This window comes from Rhodococcus sp. 27YEA15, assembly GCF_049739425.1.
In the GTDB taxonomy this organism is placed as follows: Bacteria; Actinomycetota; Actinomycetes; order Mycobacteriales; family Mycobacteriaceae; genus Rhodococcus_F.
Genome location: NZ_JBMHHW010000001.1, coordinates 4,186,235 through 4,205,819, shown reverse-complemented (window position 1 = coordinate 4,205,819; position 19,585 = coordinate 4,186,235). Strand labels below are relative to the sequence as shown.

At 63.0% G+C, this 19,585-nt stretch carries 20 protein-coding genes; 7 read left to right on the top strand and 13 right to left on the bottom strand.

The annotated features are described in order from the left end of the window. Positions 1–25: 25 nt before the first annotated feature. Together ABH922_RS19630 and ABH922_RS19625 are read left to right on the top strand one after the other, a co-directional pair. The gene (locus ABH922_RS19630; protein WP_424808503.1) at positions 26–1,360 is read left to right on the top strand and encodes an ABC transporter substrate-binding protein; all 1,335 of its coding nucleotides are present in this window, start codon (positions 26–28) and stop codon (positions 1,358–1,360) included. Positions 1,361–1,375: 15 nt separating this feature from the next. After that, positions 1,376–2,461: an ABC transporter ATP-binding protein gene (locus ABH922_RS19625; RefSeq protein ID WP_424808502.1), complete on the top strand. Its 1,086-nt coding sequence runs from the start codon at positions 1,376–1,378 to the stop codon at positions 2,459–2,461. A gap of 70 nt (positions 2,462–2,531) precedes the next feature. Here the strand turns inward: ABH922_RS19625 and ABH922_RS19620 are convergent, their stop codons facing one another. From ABH922_RS19620 to ABH922_RS19595, 6 genes are all read right to left on the bottom strand, one after another. Beyond that, on the bottom strand, positions 2,532–4,490 hold the full coding sequence (locus ABH922_RS19620) for a M13 family metallopeptidase (RefSeq protein ID WP_424808501.1): 1,959 nt from the start codon (positions 4,488–4,490) through the stop codon (positions 2,532–2,534). A 625-nt stretch (positions 4,491–5,115) separates the two neighbouring features. Then, a complete protein-coding gene (locus tag ABH922_RS19615) occupies positions 5,116–6,180 on the bottom strand; it encodes an iron-siderophore ABC transporter substrate-binding protein (protein ID WP_424808500.1) in 1,065 nt (354 codons plus the stop codon). A gap of 173 nt (positions 6,181–6,353) precedes the next feature. Further along, on the bottom strand, positions 6,354–7,292 hold the full coding sequence (locus ABH922_RS19610; protein ID WP_424808499.1) for a PaaI family thioesterase: 939 nt from the start codon (positions 7,290–7,292) through the stop codon (positions 6,354–6,356). Positions 7,293–7,338: 46 nt separating this feature from the next. Then, entirely contained in the window at positions 7,339–8,121 is a 783-nt protein-coding gene (locus ABH922_RS19605; RefSeq protein WP_424808498.1) for a pirin family protein, read from the bottom strand. A 114-nt stretch (positions 8,122–8,235) separates the two neighbouring features. Further along, positions 8,236–8,982 carry a pirin family protein gene (locus tag ABH922_RS19600; RefSeq protein WP_424808497.1) on the bottom strand — a complete coding sequence of 249 codons (747 nt, stop codon included), beginning with the start codon at positions 8,980–8,982 and terminating at the stop codon, positions 8,236–8,238. 1 nt (position 8,983) lies between these two features. Continuing rightward, positions 8,984–9,949 (bottom strand): pirin family protein, encoded by a 966-nt coding sequence (locus ABH922_RS19595; protein ID WP_424808496.1) that lies wholly within the window; start codon positions 9,947–9,949, stop codon positions 8,984–8,986. Positions 9,950–10,098: 149 nt separating this feature from the next. Between ABH922_RS19595 and ABH922_RS19590 the strand changes: the two genes are divergently transcribed. Next, positions 10,099–10,875, top strand: coding sequence for a trans-aconitate 2-methyltransferase (locus ABH922_RS19590; RefSeq protein ID WP_424808495.1), 777 nt, complete (start codon positions 10,099–10,101; stop codon positions 10,873–10,875). A 49-nt stretch (positions 10,876–10,924) separates the two neighbouring features. Here the strand turns inward: ABH922_RS19590 and ABH922_RS19585 are convergent, their stop codons facing one another. From ABH922_RS19585 to ABH922_RS19565, 5 genes are all read right to left on the bottom strand, one after another. Next, entirely contained in the window at positions 10,925–11,911 is a 987-nt protein-coding gene (locus ABH922_RS19585) for a glycine betaine ABC transporter substrate-binding protein (protein ID WP_424808494.1), read from the bottom strand. Further along, complete coding sequence (locus ABH922_RS19580; protein WP_424808493.1) at positions 11,908–12,786, bottom strand: ABC transporter permease; 879 nt, start codon at positions 12,784–12,786, stop codon at positions 11,908–11,910. Before ABH922_RS19580 ends, ABH922_RS19585 begins: the two co-directional genes overlap by 4 nt. After that, positions 12,783–14,036, bottom strand: a complete 1,254-nt coding sequence (locus ABH922_RS19575; RefSeq protein WP_424808492.1) for an ATP-binding cassette domain-containing protein — start codon at positions 14,034–14,036, stop codon at positions 12,783–12,785. Before ABH922_RS19575 ends, ABH922_RS19580 begins: the two co-directional genes overlap by 4 nt. Beyond that, the gene (locus ABH922_RS19570; RefSeq protein ID WP_424808491.1) at positions 14,033–14,680 is read right to left on the bottom strand and encodes an ABC transporter permease; all 648 of its coding nucleotides are present in this window, start codon (positions 14,678–14,680) and stop codon (positions 14,033–14,035) included. Before ABH922_RS19570 ends, ABH922_RS19575 begins: the two co-directional genes overlap by 4 nt. A 341-nt stretch (positions 14,681–15,021) precedes the next feature. Next, a complete protein-coding gene (locus ABH922_RS19565) occupies positions 15,022–15,639 on the bottom strand; it encodes a malonic semialdehyde reductase (protein ID WP_424808490.1) in 618 nt (205 codons plus the stop codon). Between the two features lie 110 nt (positions 15,640–15,749). Here ABH922_RS19565 and ABH922_RS19560 point away from each other — a divergent pair, with 110 nt between their 5' ends. Together ABH922_RS19560 and ABH922_RS19555 are read left to right on the top strand one after the other, a co-directional pair. Continuing rightward, positions 15,750–16,148 carry a winged helix-turn-helix transcriptional regulator gene (locus ABH922_RS19560; protein ID WP_424808489.1) on the top strand — a complete coding sequence of 133 codons (399 nt, stop codon included), beginning with the start codon at positions 15,750–15,752 and terminating at the stop codon, positions 16,146–16,148. A 103-nt stretch (positions 16,149–16,251) separates the two neighbouring features. Beyond that, positions 16,252–16,452 carry a PspC domain-containing protein gene (locus tag ABH922_RS19555; RefSeq protein WP_424808488.1) on the top strand — a complete coding sequence of 67 codons (201 nt, stop codon included), beginning with the start codon at positions 16,252–16,254 and terminating at the stop codon, positions 16,450–16,452. A gap of 3 nt (positions 16,453–16,455) precedes the next feature. On the opposite strand, the gene ABH922_RS19550 is transcribed toward ABH922_RS19555, so the two are convergent. Both ABH922_RS19550 and ABH922_RS19545 read right to left on the bottom strand, forming a co-directional pair. Beyond that, the gene (locus ABH922_RS19550) at positions 16,456–17,118 is read right to left on the bottom strand and encodes a TetR/AcrR family transcriptional regulator (RefSeq protein WP_424808487.1); all 663 of its coding nucleotides are present in this window, start codon (positions 17,116–17,118) and stop codon (positions 16,456–16,458) included. A 264-nt stretch (positions 17,119–17,382) separates the two neighbouring features. Next, a complete protein-coding gene (locus tag ABH922_RS19545) occupies positions 17,383–18,084 on the bottom strand; it encodes a TetR/AcrR family transcriptional regulator (protein WP_424808486.1) in 702 nt (233 codons plus the stop codon). 141 nt (positions 18,085–18,225) lie between these two features. On the opposite strand from ABH922_RS19545, the gene ABH922_RS19540 reads away from it, so the two are divergent. Together ABH922_RS19540 and ABH922_RS19535 are read left to right on the top strand one after the other, a co-directional pair. After that, a complete protein-coding gene (locus tag ABH922_RS19540) occupies positions 18,226–18,657 on the top strand; it encodes a GtrA family protein (RefSeq protein ID WP_424809731.1) in 432 nt (143 codons plus the stop codon). A gap of 38 nt (positions 18,658–18,695) precedes the next feature. Further along, positions 18,696–19,475, top strand: coding sequence for an ABC transporter permease (locus ABH922_RS19535; RefSeq protein ID WP_424808485.1), 780 nt, complete (start codon positions 18,696–18,698; stop codon positions 19,473–19,475). Positions 19,476–19,585 lie beyond the last annotated feature (110 nt).

Below are 19,585 nucleotides of genomic sequence, written 5' to 3'. Positions count from 1 at the left end.
TCCGTAATTTTTTCAAGGAGCGGTAATGACAAGCATGAACAGACGTGGGTTCCTCAGCCTCGGTGGCGCACTCGCCGCCGGCGCTGCGCTGAGCGCGTGTGCAGGCTCGGGTGGATCGAGCGCGGGCTCGTCCGGGACCTCCGCTGCATCGGGCGGCGAGACCAACACGATCACCTTCTGGTCGAACCACCCGGGTAAGTCCACGGACGTCGAGAAGGAACTGATCAAACGATTCGAGGCCAAGTACCCGGATCTGAAGGTGAACCTGGTCGACGGTGGCAAGAACTACGAAGAGGTCGCCCAGAAGTTCAACGCCGCGCTCTCCGGCGGTGAAGTACCCGACGTCGTCGTGCTCTCCGACGTCTGGTGGTTCAACTACGCGCTCACGGGTGCCATCGAACCCCTCGACGGCATGTTCGGCGAAGTAGGCGTCGACTCGGCGGATTACGTCGATTCACTGCTGTCCGACTACCTGTTCCAGGGCAAGCACTACGCACTGCCTTACGCCCGCTCGACCCCACTGTTCTATTACAACAAGGACGTCTGGTCCAAGGCCGGACTGCCCGATCGCGGACCGTCGACATGGCAGGAATTCGACCAGTGGGGCCCAGAACTGCAGAAGGTCGTCGGCAATGGCAAGCTCGCCCACGGCTGGGGCAACGCGAAGGACTACCTCGGCTGGACCTTCGAGGGACCCATCTGGACGTTCGGTGGATCGTACTCGGACCAGTGGGACCTGAAGTTCACCGACGACAAGACGGTCGAGGCCGGCCGCTTCCTGCAGCAGATGATCTACGACAAGAAGTACGCCGCTGTGTCCACCGACATCGCCAACGAATTCGGTACCGGCATCCTCGCCTCCACCATCGCCTCCACCGGTGACCTCTCCGGAATCACCAAGACGGCCACCTTCGACTTCGGCACCGCCTTCCTGCCTGCGGTCGACGGAATCCCCGGCTGCCCCACCGGTGGTGCCGGACTTGCCATCCCGGCCAAGATCTCCGACGAGCGCAAGAAGAATGCACTCACGTTCATCGACTTCGTCACCAACGGTGAGAACACCGCCTACTTCTCGCAGAACGTCGGCTACATGCCGGTGCGCAAGTCCGCGTCCGAGCAGCCCGAGATGAAGGCATTCTTGGACAAGAACCCCAATTCGCGTACCGCCGTCGATCAGCTGGCACGTACCCGCTCGCAGGACTACGCCCGCGTATTCGTCCCCGGCGGTGACCAGATCATCGGTACCGGGCTCGAACAGGTCGCGCTCCAGAATGCCGAGGTGACATCGACCTTCGCCGGCGTCACCTCGCAGTTGCAGCAGATCATCGACCGGCAGATCACCCCCAAGCTGCCGAAGTAGTAGGAGAGACCACTCATGGCCAACGTGCAGTTCGCAGGCGTCACCCATCGCTACGACGGAACCGACCGACCGGCAGTCGACCGACTCGATCTCGACATCGCCGACGGTGAATTCCTGGTACTGGTAGGGCCGTCCGGTTGCGGGAAGTCCACCAGCCTGCGAATGCTCGCCGGTCTCGAATCCACCTCCGACGGGCGGATCGAGATCGGCGGCACGGACGTCACCCACATGGCGCCCCGCGCCCGTGACGTCGCCATGGTGTTCCAGAGTTACGCGCTCTACCCCAACATGACCGTCGAGCAGAACATGGGCTTTGCGTTGCAGAACGCCGGCGTCGGCAAGGTCGAGCGCCGGCAACGCGTCCTGGAAGCAGCTCAGATGCTCGAACTGGAGCCGCTTCTGGGGCGTAAACCCGCGAAGCTCTCCGGAGGCCAACGGCAACGAGTTGCCATGGGGCGAGCTATCGTTCGGCACCCCAAAGTGTTCTGCATGGACGAGCCGCTGAGCAACCTCGACGCCAAGTTGCGCGTGAGCACTCGCTCGCAGATCGCGGCATTGCAACGCCGTCTCGGTACCACGACGGTGTACGTCACCCACGATCAGGTGGAGGCCATGACGATGGGGGATCGCGTTGCGGTTCTGCTGGGCGGTCGGTTGCAGCAGGTGGCGAGACCGCGTGAGCTGTACGACAATCCGGTCAACACGTTTGTAGCCTCGTTCATCGGATCGCCGGGTATGAACCTGATCACCGCGCCGGTCGAAGGTACCGTCGCGGTGATCGGTGACCTGCGCATTCCGCTGCCGACGGGGGCGCCGAAGCGCAGCACGGTCGTCGTCGGTGTGCGCCCGGAGGCATGGAACCTGGTGGGCGAGTGGCGCAAAGGGGCCTTCTCCGTCACGGTCGATCAGATCGAAGAGTTGGGTGCCGAATCGTTCATTCACGCACAAGGCGCGCCGGAAGCGACATGGGAGAGTGCTACGGGGCACATCGTGATCCGCGTCGATCGGAAGACATCGGTGACCGCCCGAGAGCAGTTGCGGCTCCTGCCCAACCCGGAGGAAGTGTTCTTCTTCTCGGCGGAGACGGGCGCGCGACTGTAGAGCCTTAGGCCCCTGTGTGCCTTACTGGTAGTCCGCACTACGAGCAAGGCACACAGGGGCTTTACCGCTTCTACCAGATCCGGACGCGCTTGCTCGGCTCCAGATACAGCGCGTCACCGGGCTTGACGTCGAACTCCTCGTGGAAGCTGTCGAGATTGCGGACCACGCCGTTGCACCGGAATTCCGGCGGCGAATGCGGGTCGACGGCGAGACGACGGATCGCCTCGGCATCACGAGCCTTGGTGCGCCACACCTGAGCCCAACCGAAAAAGACGCGCTGCAGGCCGGTAAGCCCCTCCAACACGGGCGGTTCGGTTCCCTCGGTGGCGATCTTGTACGCCGCGATCGCGATCGACAAGCCACCCAGATCGCCGATGTTCTCGCCGATCGTGAATTCGCCGTTGACGGTGTGCCCCGGCAGGTCCTTGGGCTCGAACTCGTTGTACTGCTCGATCAGTGCCTTGGTGCGCTTGCCGAACTCGGTGCGGTCGTCGTCGGTCCACCAGTCGACCATATTTCCGTCGCCGTCGTACTTGGCGCCCTGATCGTCGAAGCCGTGCCCGATCTCGTGTCCGATCACGGCGCCGATACCGCCGTAGTTCGCTGCGTCGTCAGCAGCTGCATCGAAGAAGGGGGGTTGGAGAATCGCTGCGGGGAAAACGATTTCGTTCATGCCCGGGTTGTAGTAGGCGTTGACGGTCTGCGGCGTCATGAACCATTCGTCGCGGTCGACAGGTCCGCCGAGCTTGGCCAGGTCGCGATCGTACTCCGCGGCGTAACCACGACGGTAGTTCCCGACGACGTCAGTGGCGGAGATCTCCAGACCGGAGTAGTCACGCCATGTGTCGGGGTAGCCGATCTTGGGGGTGAACTTCTCGAGCTTCTTCAACGCTGCCTCGCGAGTGGCGGGACTCATCCACTCGAGATCGGAGATGTTGCGGCGGTATGCTTCCTGAAGATTCGCGACCAGTTCTTGCATACGGGCCTTGGCGTCGGCGGGGAAATGACGCTCCACGTACAGCTTCCCGACTGCTTCGCCGAGTAGATCCTGGACGAGCCCGACCCCCCGCTTCCACCGCTCGCGGTTCTCTTCGGTGCCGGACAGTGCGGTGCCGTAGAACGCGAAGTTTTCCTGCACCAGAGCGGAGTGCAGGTACGGTGCGCGTGCGTGGAGGACCTTCCACGCCGCCCAAGCCTTCCAGTCGTCGAGGGATTCCGACGCCCACAGTGCCGTGAAGGTATGCAGGAAGTCGGGTTGACGGACCACGATCTCGGCGAACTTGTCCGAATCGGCTTCCAAGCCGGACAACCATGCGGCCCAGTCCAGACCCGGGTTCTGCTCGGTGAGTTCTTCGAAGCCGAGGAGGTTGTAGCTCAGGTCGGCATCTCGCCGCTTGACGACGTCCCAGTGGCCGGCGGCGATCTTCTTCTCCAGTTCGAACACCCGCTGGGCGTCGTAGCCGACTCCGGCCAGATCGAACATGTTCCCGATGTGTGTGACGTACTTCTGACGGATCTCGGCGTAGTCGTCCTCGCGGTAGTACGACTCGTCGGGTAGTCCGATGCCGGACTGGCTGAAGTGGATCAGGTAGCGCTCGGAGTTCTTGGAATCGGTGTCGACGTAATGGGCGATGGCGCCGCCGACACCGACACGCTGATGACGACCGATCACGGTGGCCAGAGCGGACCGGTCCGGGGCGTCGGCGATGCCGTCGAGTTCGTCGTCGATCGGGTTGAGTCCGGCGGCTTCGACTGCCTCGGCGTCCATGAAGCTCGAGTAGAGGTCGCCGATGCGCTGTGCATCGGTGCCAGGGGCCGCAGCGGAATCCGAGGCCTCGGTGATGATGGTCCGGACGTCCTCTTCGGCGCGGTCGTAGAGAGTGCGGAATGCACCGTCCACCGCGCGGTCGGCTGGGATCTCGTGTTCGGCGAGCCATTTTCCGTTGACGTGGACGAAGAGATCGTCTTGTGCGCGGGTGGCGCCGTCGAGGTGGGTGAGGTCGATGCCTGAGCGATGAGCCGTGGTCATTTCTCCATCCTTACACGATCAGGGCGAAGTGCCAGGTGTGCACACCGATCGTGGGGTTCTCGAATTCCGGGGCCGGGTTTGCTCGGGAGTCGGCTGACCAGGGGTGTGCCGCCGCGTCGAGCGTTGATCTCGAGCTTCACGACTGCGAGGTAGGAGCTGCGTGGGATCGACGGAATGCACCTGGTCGAGCAGGTCTTCGTCGAAGAACGTCTGCGAGGCGAGAACGGTTTTCTTGTCGATGTGAACTTCGACGTGAATGTGGGTGATGCGGACCGATACCAGCTGGGAAAGATCGTGGTGAACTGCTCGATGCAGCCGTCTGCGGCGCAAGTGCCGTCGTACTACACCCGTATCGCTACCCGCAGTGTGTGGTGCCTGGCCGATGTTCGCGGATGTCGCTGCGACCGGAGTGGACGCCGAACCGATACGGTCCCTGAAACTCTGCCCTGCTCATCACCGATTGCGACGCTGGGGCGAGCAGGTCCGACACCACGTCGATGTGGTGGTCGATGCTGCTCGCCCGTGATCGACTGGTTGTGACGGCGGAATCTGTGGTGAGCTGGAACCGGTGATGCTCCCACCCGAGTCGGGCGGGAGCATCACGGTCAGGAAATCGGTGAGAGTGTCAGCCGACTTTTTCCGCAGCGGCAGCCAACTGCGGAACGTACTGGTCGAGCATCCACGGAATGGAAAGAACGGTGGGTGCGCTGCTGGCCATCACGAACGATTCGCCGACGACCGGCGCGAAACGTCCCTGCTGGATTGCGGGCATCGCGGCGACGCTGGGGTTGGCGACGAAAGCGTCTACAGCGCTTTGGTTCTCGAAGTAGCCCACGATGAGATCGGAGTTGATCTTACCGAGGTTCTCGTAGCTGAGCTGGAAGAAGTAGGTGCCTGCGTTGGGATCGGCATCGAGTTCGGTGACGTCGGGGCTAGGAACCAGACCGAGCTGCGTGAGCAGGTCGACGCGAGGATCGCTGGTGCGGAAGATGTTCAGCTTGTCCGCCTCGCGTGCGGAGACGTAGATGAAGTTCTTGCCCTCGAGCACCGGATTTGCGGCAGCGAGGTCGGCGATCTGCTTGTCGACGTCCTTGCGGAGCGTGTCGGCTTCGGCAGTCTTGCCGAGGGCGCGACCGACGATGGACAGCTGATCCTGCCAGGGCAGCGACCACGGCTTGTCCGGGTAGGCGACAACCGGAGCGATCTTGCTCAGGGTGTCGTACTCCTCCTGCTTCAGCCCGGAATACGGGGCCAGGATGATGTCCGGATCGGCCTTTGCCAATTCTTCGAACGGAATGGTTCCGTTGTCGCCGCCGCTCAGAAGTTGGGGTGTGTCACCGCCGAGCTTGCTGATCGCGTCGACGTTCCAGGGCAGAACGCCGTCGGCATTGCCGCCGTACACATTCTTCGGCATGGCGACCGGTACCACTCCCAATGCCAGAACTGCGTCCTGCGTCGACCAGCCCCAGGTGGCGACGCGGGTGGGCTGCTTCTCGATCGTGACGGAGCCGAGGGCGCTCTCGATCGTGACGGGGAACGATCCGTCGGACGCCGAGGTGTTCGAGCCGGACCCGGAATCGGAATCGGAGGACGAGCAGCCGGTGAGTACCAGTGCGGTGGCGAGTGTGGCGATCACTGCAGTGCCGATTCGGCGGCGCGGCGGTGAGAGACGCGAAATGTTGAGGCGCATGAAGCTCCTAGCGGTAAGGACCTCTTCGAGGACGATGAGGTAAGTAAACCCTAAGGTTCTCTCACCCTCCGCAACTGACCTCGCACTTCGTCACGATTCCTACCACCGAAACCTCGAGAGAACGTCCGGTGGCGATGTCGGCCACCGGACGAGAGAGCCCGACGAGGAGTTGTTCAGGCGTGATCGGATTCCGCTCGGAGGTGGGCGCTGTGCCGGGTGATCATCTGCACGCTGGAGGTCGAGCGAACATAGACCTGGCCGGACGCGTCGACGAGTCGAGATTCGACGAGCGCGAGCCGACGACCCGCACGCAGGAGGTGTGCCTCGGCGCGAAGCCGCGGTCCGTCGATGTTCGGTGAGCGTAGGAAGTCGATCTTGTGATCGAGAATGCGATAGTCCTGCCGGTCCGAGGTGAGAGTTTGCGCCAGAAACCCGGTGGCGACGTCGACGATCGAGATCAGTACGCCGCCTTGCACGGCACCGAATGGATTGGCCATCCACTGCACCGGAGCCAGTTCTCCGACCACGGATCCGTCGGAGGCCGACGTGATGGTGAAATCGAGCAGCCCTGCCAACGGTCCGCGTCGGACCGTCCCGCCCAGAATGCCGTCCACGATGTCGGATCCGCTCAGCCCGTCGAGGTCGCTGACGGGTTCGGATTCCGGCACGCTGAGCGCCTCACCGTTGACGTAGGTGTCGTGGTCCACGGTCGGTGGGCGGGAAACCACCATTGCTCGTCCGGCGATGACGCCGAGAAGAGCGCCGTCCTCGCCGCGTAGTTCTCCCGATGCCAACCCGACGCCGTCGTCGAGATGGACGAGGGTGCCGGTGGCAGCGACCGATCCGTCCGATCTCATGTCGGCGGCAGCGGCAAGTGTGACCTGGGCGATGACCGATTGCCGACCGGTCTGGAGGCCGGTGTAGACGGCGCCGCCGACAGCGCCGTCGAGCATGACACCGAGGGAGCCGAACACGGTGCGGCCGCGATGATCGTGGAATCGGGTGCCGACCTCTTGCGAGAAGGTCAGATTGCCGGGGGCTACCGAGACGACCCGCACGTCCATCAGGGTGTTGAGTGGATGGGCATGGGTGGCGGTGGTGTCGATACTCATCGGTCCAGTATCGCCGGGGCCGACGGTGGCCGGTGCGAGCGGGTACTCAGCCGCCCAGTCGCGAATGCATCTCCCAGACCAGGACTTCGGCTCCTTCGGCGGAGGTCAGGTGCTGCCCGCCGGAGTCGGTGAGCCGGACTGCGTCGCCTTCGTGCAGTATGCCGACACCTTCCATGTCGACAGCGCCTCGCGCGACGAAGACGTGTGAGAACGGCGCGTCCGGGATGTGCACCGACGTTCCTGGTTGGATGCGTGCGACGTGGAGTGCGGCGTTCTTGTTGTTGATACGGATGGCCGAATGATCCTTGTATCGTGCCATTCCCGTTGCGACGGGAAGCAATCCTCCACGCAGGAGTGCGTCGTCGATCTCGAGTTGCTCGTATCCAGGCGTCAGCCCACTCTGATCGGGCACCACCCACATCTGGATGAAATGCACCGGGTCGGTATGCCGGTGCCCGTGCAGCCGCCAGGAGTCGTTCTTCTCGCTGTGCATGATGCCCGATCCCGCACTCATCCGTTGAGCGAGGCCGGGATAGATGATGCCCGAGTGCCCGATCGAATCCTGGTGCACGAGTGATCCTCCCAACACCCAGGTGACGATTTCCATGTCTTTGTGCGGATGGGTGTCGAAACCGGTCCCGGCCAGCACGGTGTCGTCGTTGTTGACCAACAGCAAGCCGTGATGAGTGTTGTCCGGATCGTAGTGCTGTCCGAAGGAGAACGAGTGCTTCGAATCCAGCCAGGACACCCGGGATTTCAAGCGATCGCCGGCGCGGTGCACGTCGACGTGCGGTACCGCTCGCGGGGCTTGTGCTCGACCGGATGCCATGGCTCCTCCTGCTGTTCGGCGGTACTGCTGTAACGGCCGTTACCCACCCTACGGCCAACTTGCGTGGCAGTCCGCGAACCCCTGATCCGGCGGCACGAGTACTCGGTAGCGCGGTCAGTTGACCGAAGCGTGCATCTCCCACACCAGGATCTCGGCGTTGTCGATGCCCGCGACATGGTGGCCACCGGTTCCTGCGAGCCGCAAGGAATCTCCCGGACCGAGTAATCCGATCCCTTCCACGTCGACGGTGCCGCGAGCGATGAACCCGTGCACGTACGGCGCATCCGGGAGCGTGATCGAACTGCCCGGCCCGAGACGCGCGACATGTAGTGCCGCGTGTTTGTTGTGCAGGCTGATCGCGCTCTCGCCCCGATGGGCAGGCATACCCGAGGCCAGGGTGATCAGCCCTCCTGCATCGAGTTCGGAGTTGATGTCGAGTTCCTGATAGCTCGGTGTCACCCCGGAGGCGTCCGGCGGTATCCACATCTGGACCAGGTGCACGGGATCGGTGACGCGAGAGCCGTCGGCCCGCCAACGGTCGTTGCGCTCGGAGTGCAGGATTCCGGAACCGGCACTCATCCGTTGGGCGAGGCCACGATGGATGACGCCGGAGTGCCCAGCGGAGTCCTGGTGAACCAGTGACCCGCTGAGTACCCACGTCACGATCTCGGTGTCGCGGTGCGGATGAGTGTCGAACCCGGAGTCCGCTTCGATGATGTCGTCGTTGTTCACCAGGAGTAGTCCGTGTGCATACGCGGCGTGATCGAAGTTTCCGGCGAAGGGGAAACTGTGACGCGCCGTGAGCCAGCCGTAGTTCAGATGGACACGTTCGTCCGCACGCTGGACCATTGCCGAGGACATGTCAGCTCAGCGTTTCGTGCGCGGCCGGCACAGAGCCCAGACGACCGGCCTGGTAGTCCTCGAATGCCTGCATGACTTCGGCCTTGGTGTTCATGACGAACGGTCCGGCCATGGCGACGGGTTCACGGATCGGCTTGCCGCCGAGAACGAAGACCTCGAGCGACTCGGTACGCGAATCCTGCTGCTCGTCGGCTGCGACGGTGACGGTGTCGCCTCGGCCGAACACGGCAGTCTGTCCCGCGTGGATCGGTCGACGCTCGGCTCCGACGCTGCCCTTGCCCGCGAGGACGTAGACGATGGCATTGAATTCGGGGTTCCACGGCAAGGTCACGCGGGCACCGGGGGCGACTGTCGCATGGGAGAGCGCGATGGGGGTGTAGGTCGAGCCGGGTCCGGCATGACCTGCGATTTCTCCGGCGATGACGCGAACGAGTGCGCCGCCGTCAGGGGAAGACAGTAGAGCGACCTTGCTGCCGGTGATGTCCTGGTAACGCGGTGCGGCCATCTTGTCCGCGCGCGGGAGGTTCACCCAGAGTTGGACGCCGTGGAACAGGCCACCGCTGACAACGAGGTGCTCCGGTGGGGTTTCGATGTGGAGGATTCCGCCACCTGCGGTCATCCACTGGGTGTCGCCGCCGCCGATGACGCCGCCGCCGCCGTTGGAATCCTGATGTTCCATGATGCCGTCGATCATGTAGGTGACGGTTTCGAATCCGCGGTGGGGGTGCCACGGGGTGCCCTTGGGCTCGCCGGGGGCGTAGTTGACCTCACCCATCTGATCCATGTGGATGAACGGATCGAGGGCGGTCATGTCTATGCCCGCGAACGCCCGGTGGACCGGGAAGCCTTCGCCCTCGTAGCCGACCGGCGCGGTGGTGATGCCGGTAACCGGTCGGTCGACGGATGTGGGTGACGGCTCGTCGAGGCGGGGCAGCGTCAAGATGTTGTCGACTGTCACTGCAGGCATGGTGTTCTCCTCGTGCTCAGTAGTTGATATTTCAACTATCTCACTCGACGTCAACAAAGTCGAGCCCCGCGTATTCCCCGATCCAGATCCCGCCGAAAGCACCTGCCCTTCTCCTGGCGCGGGTGGGGGAGGCGAGCGAGGATGGAGGAATGGCAACCGTCACCTGGAACCCCGATGTGTACGGCCGATACGCCGACGAGCGAGCCAGACCGTTCGTGGATCTGATCACACGAGTCGGTGCCGCAGAGCCGGACCGTGTCGCAGACCTCGGCTGTGGCTCGGGCGCACTCACCGCACTGCTCGGCGAGAGATGGCCGGGATCGAGTGTCACCGGCTTCGACTCCTCACCCCAGATGGTCGCCGAGGCTCCGTCCGGGCTCCCCGCCAATGTCAGCGTCGAACTCGGAGATATCGACAGCTTCCAATCCACCGGATTCGACGTGATCGTCAGTAACGCGGCTCTGCAGTGGGTTCCGCGCCATCGCGAGCTGATCGACCAGTGGGCCGCGGCCATGACGCCGGGCAGCTGGATCGCCTGGCAGGTTCCGGGCAATTTCAGCGCACCGTCGCATGCGTTGATGCGGACGTTGGCGTCGTCGCCGCGCTGGAACACTCGGGTGGGTTCGCTCTTGCGCGGAGCAGAGGGTGTCGACGGCCCGGCCGAGTACGCACTACGACTACAGGCCGCCGGATTCGACGTGGACGCCTGGGAGACGACGTACGTCCACGTGCTTCCCGGGGCCGACCCCGTCTTGGAGTGGGTTCGTGGAACAGCGCTGCGCCCGGTACTCGACGTGCTCGGCGATGCCGAATCGCACGAGTTCGAAAGCGAGTACGCCGCCATGCTGCGGGAGGCGTACCCGCCGACGTCGGCCGGGACACTGTTCCCGTTTCGGCGGGTGTTCTGCGTCGGTCGAAAGCAGTAGCCGCCTAACCGATTCGGCGCCAATCTCGCGCATTGCTGTCGATGCCGACTTATCCGACCGTGACGAACCCTTCCGACACCAGCCAGTCCCGCGCCACGTCGGCGGGTTCGCGGCCGTCGACGTCGACTTGCCGGTTCATCTCGGTGATCACGTCGTTGGTGAGGAGCGCCGAGATGGGTGCCATCACTTGTGAGATCTCCGGGTGTGCTTGCGAGAAGTTCTTCTTGACGACGATCGCCGGGTTGTACTTGGGGAAGAAAGCGAGGTCGTCGTCGAGTAGCACCAGATCGAGAGCGATGATGCGCCCGTCGGTGGTGAACACCTCACCGAACTTGCACTGGTCCCCGTCGGCCGTCGCCTGGTAGATGATGCCGGACTGGAGGATGCTCCGTTGCGAGCGGCCGGCATCGAAGCCGTATTTCGCGGCCAGACCCGGATACCCGTCCTGGCGGACGTTGAATTCGGTTTCCACGCATGTCACCGCAGCACCCGGATCCGATTCCACGAGGCGGGCGTAATCGGAGATCGTCTTCACGCCGGTTCGTGTGGCGGTGTCCCGGCTCATCGCCAGCGCATACGTGTTGTTCATCGGCGCCGGGTCACTCCACACCATGTCATGGGTCGCCAGGTCGGCGTCGCGGGTGGCCTCGTACTGCGCCCGGGGATCGGGGACCGGGGTTTCGTTACCCAGATAATTGATCCAACCGGTTCCGGTGTACTCGTACGTCACGTCCACCTGGCCGTTCAACTGCGCGTCGCGAGTGCTGTTGGAGCCCTGGATGTTCGTCAGATCGCGCACGTCGGCTCCGGCGGCGGAGAGTGCGAACTCGATGATGTATCCGAGCACTATCTGTTCGGTGAAATCCTTGGACCCCACCGTGACCTTGACGCCCTGCAGTTCGGGGATCGGTTGAATACTGCCCGGGTTGACGGACAGGGGCAGCGCGCCTCCGGATTCGAGCCCACATGATGCCACGGAGACGACCGCCAGTGTTGCAACGGCAATTTTCCAACCGTGGGTGAGTCTTGCTTTCATCGCAGTCCCTTCGGCCCCAGGTATCGTTCGGCGAGAGCGCCGAGCCAGTCGATGAGCAGGGCGAGGGAGACCGCCAGTACGGCACCGACTACCAGAGTCACGTTGTCGCGCAACTTGTACCCGGTGTCGATCATGATGCCCAGCCCGCCCGCACTGACGAGGAAGCACAGCGTAGCGGTACCGACCGCGAGCACCAGCGACGTACGTAGGCCGGCGAGAATGTAGGGAACAGCCATCGGGAATTCGAGTTGACGCAGAATCGCCGACGAAGACATCCCCTGGCCGCGTCCGGCGTCGATCAGTGTCTTGTCCACCTGCTGATATCCGAGGATCGTGTTCCGCAATACCGGGAGCAACGAGTAGAACGCGATGGGTAGCACACCGATCCAGAATCCGGTGGTTCTGGTTGCGAGGTAGAACAAGACGAGGAGACCGATGGCAGGGGCCGCCGCGCCGATGTTGGCAACGCCGACGAACAGGGGGGCAAGTCGGGTGAATCTCGGCCGGGTGAGCATGGTCCCGAGTGGAACCGCCACCGCGACCACGATGACCACCACCGCCGCGGTGATGGTGACGTGCTGCCACGTCAGGGTGGCGATGTTGCTCGCGTTGATACTCGCCTTCTGAGTTGCGGTGAGATCGCGTGAAAACGCCCAGATGATTACTCCCGCAGCAAGAATCAGGACGATGATAGGTTGGACGAACAGTCGGGCACGTTCGGCTCTTCGCGTTGCCGCGTTCTCGGACACAGTGGGATCGGGAGTGGTGGGATCGGGAGTGGTGGGATCGGGAGTGGTGGGATCGGGAGTGGTTGGATCGGGGACGGAACCACCGGGGCCAGGGGGCGAAGCCTGTTCGTCGACGGGGGCGCTCATGCGTGACCCTCGCTGACCGCTACTCGTGGATTCGGCTCGGTGCCCGGTGCCGAGTGTGGAACGTGATCGTCGTCGTGGTCGTGTAGATGCTCGAGACGCATCTCCGAAAGATGGCTTACCAGTGAATCGATGGTGATCAGCCCGACGTATTCGCCGCGCCTGCCCGTGACTACGGTGGATGCATTACTTTCGGCGAGAAGAGCTTCCAGTGCGTCCTGCAGGGTCGACTGGATGGAAACGACTTCACCGATCTCGTTGCCGATTCCGCGCAGCGACGACGCGTGGGAGAGATGGGCGGGGTTTACCCATCGCAGTGGGCGTCCTCGTTGATCGATCACCAGGGCCCACTTCCACTTTCTCGCCGCCAGCGACGCGCGGACGTCGTCGACGGAGTCGTCCTCGCCGGCGGTGAGGCATTGCTCGAGTTTGATCTGTCGAACCCGGGTCAGAGTCAGCTGCTTCAACGACGCGTCGGCCCCGACGAATCCGGCCACCATCTCGTTTGCCGGATTGGCCAGGATGGCTTCAGGGGTGTCGTACTGCATCACCCGAGACTGGCTGCCCAGTACGGCAATTCGATCACCGAGTTTGACTGCCTCGTTGAAATCATGGGTGACGAAGACAATGGTCTTGCCCAGTTCCGACTGCAGACGCATCAGCTCGTCCTGGAGAAGTCCGCGAGTGATCGGATCGACGGCGCCGAAAGGCTCGTCCATCAACAGAATCGGGGGATCAGCGGCTAGTGCCCGCGCCACTCCGACGCGCTGTTGCTGGCCGCCGGAGAGCTGGCGTGGGTAGCGGTTGCGGTAGGTGTCGGGATCGAGACCGACGAGATCGAGCATCTCGTCGACACGTGCGGCGACACGGTTCTTGTCCCAACCGATCAATCCGGGAACGGTGGCGACGTTCTTCGCGATGGTGAAGTGTGGAAACAGTCCGGCTTGCTGGATGGAGTAGCCGATACCGCGCCGTAGCTTGTCCGGATCGATGGACAGGGCATCGCGGCCGTCGATGGTGATGCGGCCCGACGTCGGCTCGATGAGGCGGTTGATCATCCGCATGGTCGTCGTCTTACCGCAGCCGGACGGGCCGACGAACACGACGATCTCGCCGGCCGGGACAGTCATCGAGACATCGTCCACAGCCGGCGTCTTCTGCCCCGAGTACCGCTTCGTGACGGATTCGAGCACGATCTCGACGCCGGAGACTTTGTCACCGTGCGAAGTGTCGGATGAGTTGGTTGCAGTCATTTCAGACCTCTCGAGGTGGTGAGACGCCCGATGACGACGTAAACGCCGTCAAGGATCAAGGCGAGAACGACGATGAGAACGGTGCCGACGAGGGCCTGGGGGACGGCGTTGGGGCTGCCCACGCGGGACAGTCCCGAAAAGATCAGGTTGCCCAGGCCAGGGCCTTTGGCGTACGCCGCGATCGCGAGGATTCCCATGAGCATTTGTGTGCTGACGCGCATACCGGTCAGGATCGACGGCCAGGCTATCGGTAGTTCGATACGGCTCAGTACCCGCAGTCGATTCATGCCCACACCCCGAGCGGCGTCGGTGATAGCCGGATTGACGGCATCGAGGCCGATGATCGTGTTCCTGATGATCGGCAGGAGCGCGTAGAGGATCAGCGCGGTGATGGTAGGGGCGACGCCCAACCCGAGGATGGGGATGAGCAGGCCTAGAAGTGCAAACGACGGGACCGTGAGGATGGTGCTGGCCAGCGCGGTTGCCAGCGACGAGCCGACCGGGCTTCGGTAGACGAGGATCCCGACCGCGACGGCGACTACTGTCGCGATGATCACGGATTGCAAAACTGCTGAAACGTGAAGATACGAATCGGTCAACAACTGCTGTCTTCGTTCAACGACAAAACTCCACAGCGTGCCCATTTTCCGAACCCACCCACTTTCGGACTGCTGCTCACTCGAAACGGACAGCCCCTCACTCCATCCGGTGCACAAGGAGACCGACACTGGCTAGAGCACAAGGGCTTTGCTACGACTGTTCTCCAAAGATTCGGATACCGCAACTAATTCTGTGTGCAGCGTGTCGGATGTTGTTCGGATTCTGGACGATTGCGTGATCAAAGTGCCCACGGGCTGTGCGCCGAAGGTGTATGGTTGACCGCTCCGCAGCTATCCATCGCGGCCCTACGCCGAACGGGAAGGTTCCGTGAGGAACCTTCCCGTTCGGTGAATCATCAACTACCAGAGGTAGATCGATCTCTGTGTCAGGCCCAGCTGATGACATCGTCATCGGTCAGGCGCGGAAGGCGATCGAACCACGGATCGGTGCCGGGATGTCCGAGGTTGACCACCAGAATTGTCTTGAATCGACCGTCCTCGAAGAATTCTCCGTCGATTCCTGCGGCATCGAAACCGGCCATCGGTCCGGCGAAGAGCCCGCGTGCCCGGATCGCCAGAATCACGTAAGCGGCCTGAAGTGTCGCGTTGAATTGTGCCGTGGTGGTGCGGGCGGCCTCGTCGGAGGCGAAGTAATCCTTCATTTCCGGACGAATGGGAAAGATGGTCGGGATGTGCTCGTGGAACTGGGTGTCCACGGCCAGCACTGCCACCGCCGGAGCCGATGCGGTCTTGGCCTTGTTGCCATCGGCCATGTGCTCCACCAGGCGCGCCTTGCCGTCTTCGGTACGAACGAACAGCACGCGCAGTGGCTGGGTATTGGCAGCGGTGGGTGCCCACTTCGCCAGTTCCCAGATCGCGGTGAGTTCGGCGTCCGACACCGGCTCGTCGGAGAAGGTATTCGCCGTGCGCGCCTGTGTGAACAGCTGAGCCAGGGCCGCATCGTCGAGTGCGGTGGTCGGTGAAGTGGTTGCGTCGATCGACATGATCGCGAATCCGTTTCTGTGAAGGCTCGATCTCGTTTATTCGAGAAACCGAGTTACTAGTAAAAACAAAGTGACTATGGATACGGTAGCACCGCCGGTAGGATGACGGCATGACAAGTATCAGTGACCCTCGACACGAGCCTCGTGCCTGCGACGGGGCGCTGGCTCGAGCCTTCGGATTTCTCGGCAAACGATGGAACGGAATCATCCTCGGCACCCTCCTCTCCAATGGGGCCTCGGGATTTTCCGAACTCAAGCGTGCGGTGACCGGCATCAGTGATTCCGTGCTCTCCGACCGGCTCACCGAACTTTCCGCGGCCGGTTTGGTGGTCCGTAGTGTCGAGGCAGGGCCGCCGGTGTCCGTCGAATACCAACTCACCGATTCGGGAAACGCGCTGCTGCCCGCCCTCGAAGCGCTCACCACCTGGGCTTCGGAAAACCTTCCTGCGGAAGGCTGTTCGAAATCGGATCGGCAGTCTCGTGGTGACGCGGTTGGGGGAGTGCCCTGAGTATTCGGCGAAATCGTCGGTACCGGAGGGTGATGCGGCGGTACTCCAGGTAGGGGAGAGTGCAGGGTACCGAACCTGATTTTCGACAGAAAGGCCCTACGTCATGGCTTCTCCGAACGGACGTCGGCTGACTCGGGCACGATCGGGCCGGATTTTCGGCGGCGTGTGCGCCGGTATCGCGGCCTACGTGGGCTGGAAACCGTCGGCGGTCAGACTTCTGTTCATCGTCTCGTGCGTTCTTCCGGGCCCGCAGTTCCTGATCTACGTGGTGATGTGGATAGTCATCCCGCGGGCCGGCGGGTAAGAATCAGCGTCGGCGTGGTCTGCTCAATTGCAACTTCGCGCACTGCAACTGATCGGCGGACAGCGGTGGAAGCGGAAGCGAATCACGTTGCCGTCCTTCGGCGAGGAGGCCGTCGAGCACCACCGACAGATACCGTCGCCACACCGTGGGATTGACCGGCTGGGCGAATTCGGAAACGGCTCCCACCATGTAGATGAGGCCGAACAGATCGGTAGGTACCGCGTCGGACCTGATCATTCCGGCATCCTGCGCGCGGGTGAAGATCTGTTCGACGGCGGGTTCGATGATGGACCGTTGGTCTGCGACCTGGGTGCAACCTTCGTCGGTTCCGTTGAGAACGTCCTTGAGTCCGCGGTTGACGGCCATTCGTTCGCAGGCGAACTCTGCGAAGGTCACCAACCCGTCCCACGCATCCGGGTTGGCAAGTGACGCTTCGGTAGCAGCCGCCATGTCGACGAAGTTCTGCTGAAATACGCCGTCGATCAGCTCTTCCTTGTTCGCGAACCGCCGATAGACCGTCCCGACCCCCACGCCGGCTCGTCGGGCGACGTCGTCGAGTGTGACGTCGATCCCTTCCTCGGCGAACAGATCGCGGGCGGCTTCGATGATGAGCTGCCGATTTCGTGCAGCGTCAGCGCGAAGGGGGCGCTCGATTGCGGTACTCATGACCAACACCTTACCTTGACAAGCGGAGACAATGTCTCCGTTTCGGTGTACCGTAATTTCTCGACCGCAGAAGCAATCTCCGTACGGATCCGACGCGGCGGCGTACGTGCCGGCTCGTTCCTGGCGATCGTCGTCTCTGGTGTCGCAATGTTCGCGGTCAGGCGCAAGGTCAGGGGGTGACAGGCTATTTCGCGACGTTCCATGGGGCCCACGGCGAACCGGTGCTCGTCCCCTGAGCGCTCTCCGGAGTGGGAGAGTGCTCAGTCAGCAGCTCGGACCCGATTTGTAGCGGTGCAGAACGCGATCGAGTTGCTGTTCTGTGAGCGGTGGAACCGGAAGCTCGCAGTGCCCGGTCCGAGACGAGCACAATCCGTCGGTCACGAATCCGAGCAATCGGCGATAGGCATCGGGCGCTTCGTCGCCGCCGAACCGCTGAGCTGCTTTGATCATCTGCATCAGGAGTGGAATGTCCTTCACGTCGAAGTCCGCGCGTAACGATCCCTGCTCCTTGGCGCGGTCGACCAGCACCGCCGTGTGCCCGAAGATGCTGCTGCGGGCGCGGGTGAAGGTGTCGGACTCGAAACGGGCGTCCATGAGCAGATCGCCGAAACCGCGGTTGTCCGCCATTCGTCCCGCCATCGTCTCGACGAAGAACAGCAGTCCGTCCCAGGCGTTCGCGATGTCACCCGCGGCGGCTGCGACGGACTCGATCTCGGCGCAATGGTTGTCGAACAGTGCCTGGATCAGCTCGTCCTTGCTCGAGAAACGTCGATACACGGTGCCGACGCCGACCCCGGCATGGCGCGCGACGTCCGCGAGGGTGGCGTCGAGGCCATGGGCGGCGAAAACCTCGCGGGCCGAACACAGAATTCTGCCGAGATTGGCCTGCGCATCCGAGCGGAGGCGAGGCGGGGCCGAGTCGGCTGAATGTCCCGCGACAGTCGCATCGGGGTGTGTTGTCGACATCTACACAGCCTACGGGACTAAGCGGAACCATAAGTTCCGTTAGTGCTATATTTCTAAGCGGAACGTGGTGTTCCGATTACTTGTACGAGAGAAGCCGATATGAGCACGACGGACATCTGGGCCGGACACACTCCGATCCCGATGGCGCGGATGTCGAGCGTTGGTGTCACCCGGCTACGCAGGCTCGGCAGTGACGGTGCTTTCGCGCAACTCGTGCGCTTCGCCCTCGTCGGTGGCGCCAGCAACATCTTGTACTTCGCGGCCTTCCTCGCATTGCGGGGCGACGGGGCCCTGATCGCCAATGCGGTAGGCGCGGTGCTCAGTACGATCCTCGCCAACGAACTCCACCGAAGACTGACGTTCCATGCCGCAGATCGGGTCAACTGGTTCACTGCGCAGTGGGAAGGTGGAGGGCTCGCGCTGGTCGGTCTCGCGGCCAGTTCAGCGGCGATCAGTGTGCTCGGCATGATCTTCCCGGGCGCCGACGGTCTGGTCCAGGCAACTCTGGTGATATTGGTCAGTGGCGTCGTCGGTGGCCTGCGCTTCGTCGCGCTACGCGGACTGGTGTTCTGACTCCCGGTCGCCCTTGCTCGTGGGGAACACTGTGAGCCATGAGCATTTCCGTGGCGGACTCGGGCGTCCGACTCCTCGCGCTCTGTTTCGCAATGGTTGCACTTGCGGCGTTGGTCTACCACGTAACGAAGCTGGGTAGCCCGCTCGTCGCACCGGGCGCCCTCGTGCGTGGCGCACTGCAGTTGGCCGCCGTGTCACTCGTCCTTGCCGCGGCTTTGGCTCACATCTTCTCCGCTGTCGCAGTGCTCGTCGTGATGTTTGCGGCGGCGTCGGTGACGGCAGTGCGGCGTTCGGATTCCGGTCTCTCGGGGGTCTGGCTGACTCTGGCTCTGGCGTCGGGAATCTGTGTGGTGCTACCACTGATGCTCCTCTCCGGAGTGGTGCCACTCGAGGGTGTGGCGTTGGTGCCGGTCGGCGGGATCGTGATGGGCGGGGCGATGACTGCGACCTCCATGGCTGCCAAACGTGCTCTGGATGCCGTCGATGCTCGATACGGAGAGGTGGAAGCCGCGCTGAGCCTAGGATTTTCCGAGCGTGACGCACGCTGGGAGGTAGCGCGAACGGCTGCTGCGGATGCATTGCTGCCTGGGGTGGATCAGACACGCACCGTAGGCCTGGTCACCCTTCCGGGAGCGTTTGTCGGTGTACTCCTGGCTACTGGGTCCGCGCTGCAGGCCGGCGCCGTTCAAATTCTCGTGCTCGGCGGATTGTTGCTGGCACAGACGTGTTCGGTAGCGGTGACCTTGGAACTGGTTGCCCGAGGGCGGGTGTGTCGTGACCGCCTCGATCGTCCGCGATTATCGAGGTGGCGGGCATGAGATGCCGATTTTCGCACTAATCAGGACTTAAGTCTCTACGTTCACCTCGTGTATTCGACGGACGATAGCGGAATGGATGCTGGAGACGAGGGAACGCACCTGCTCGACTC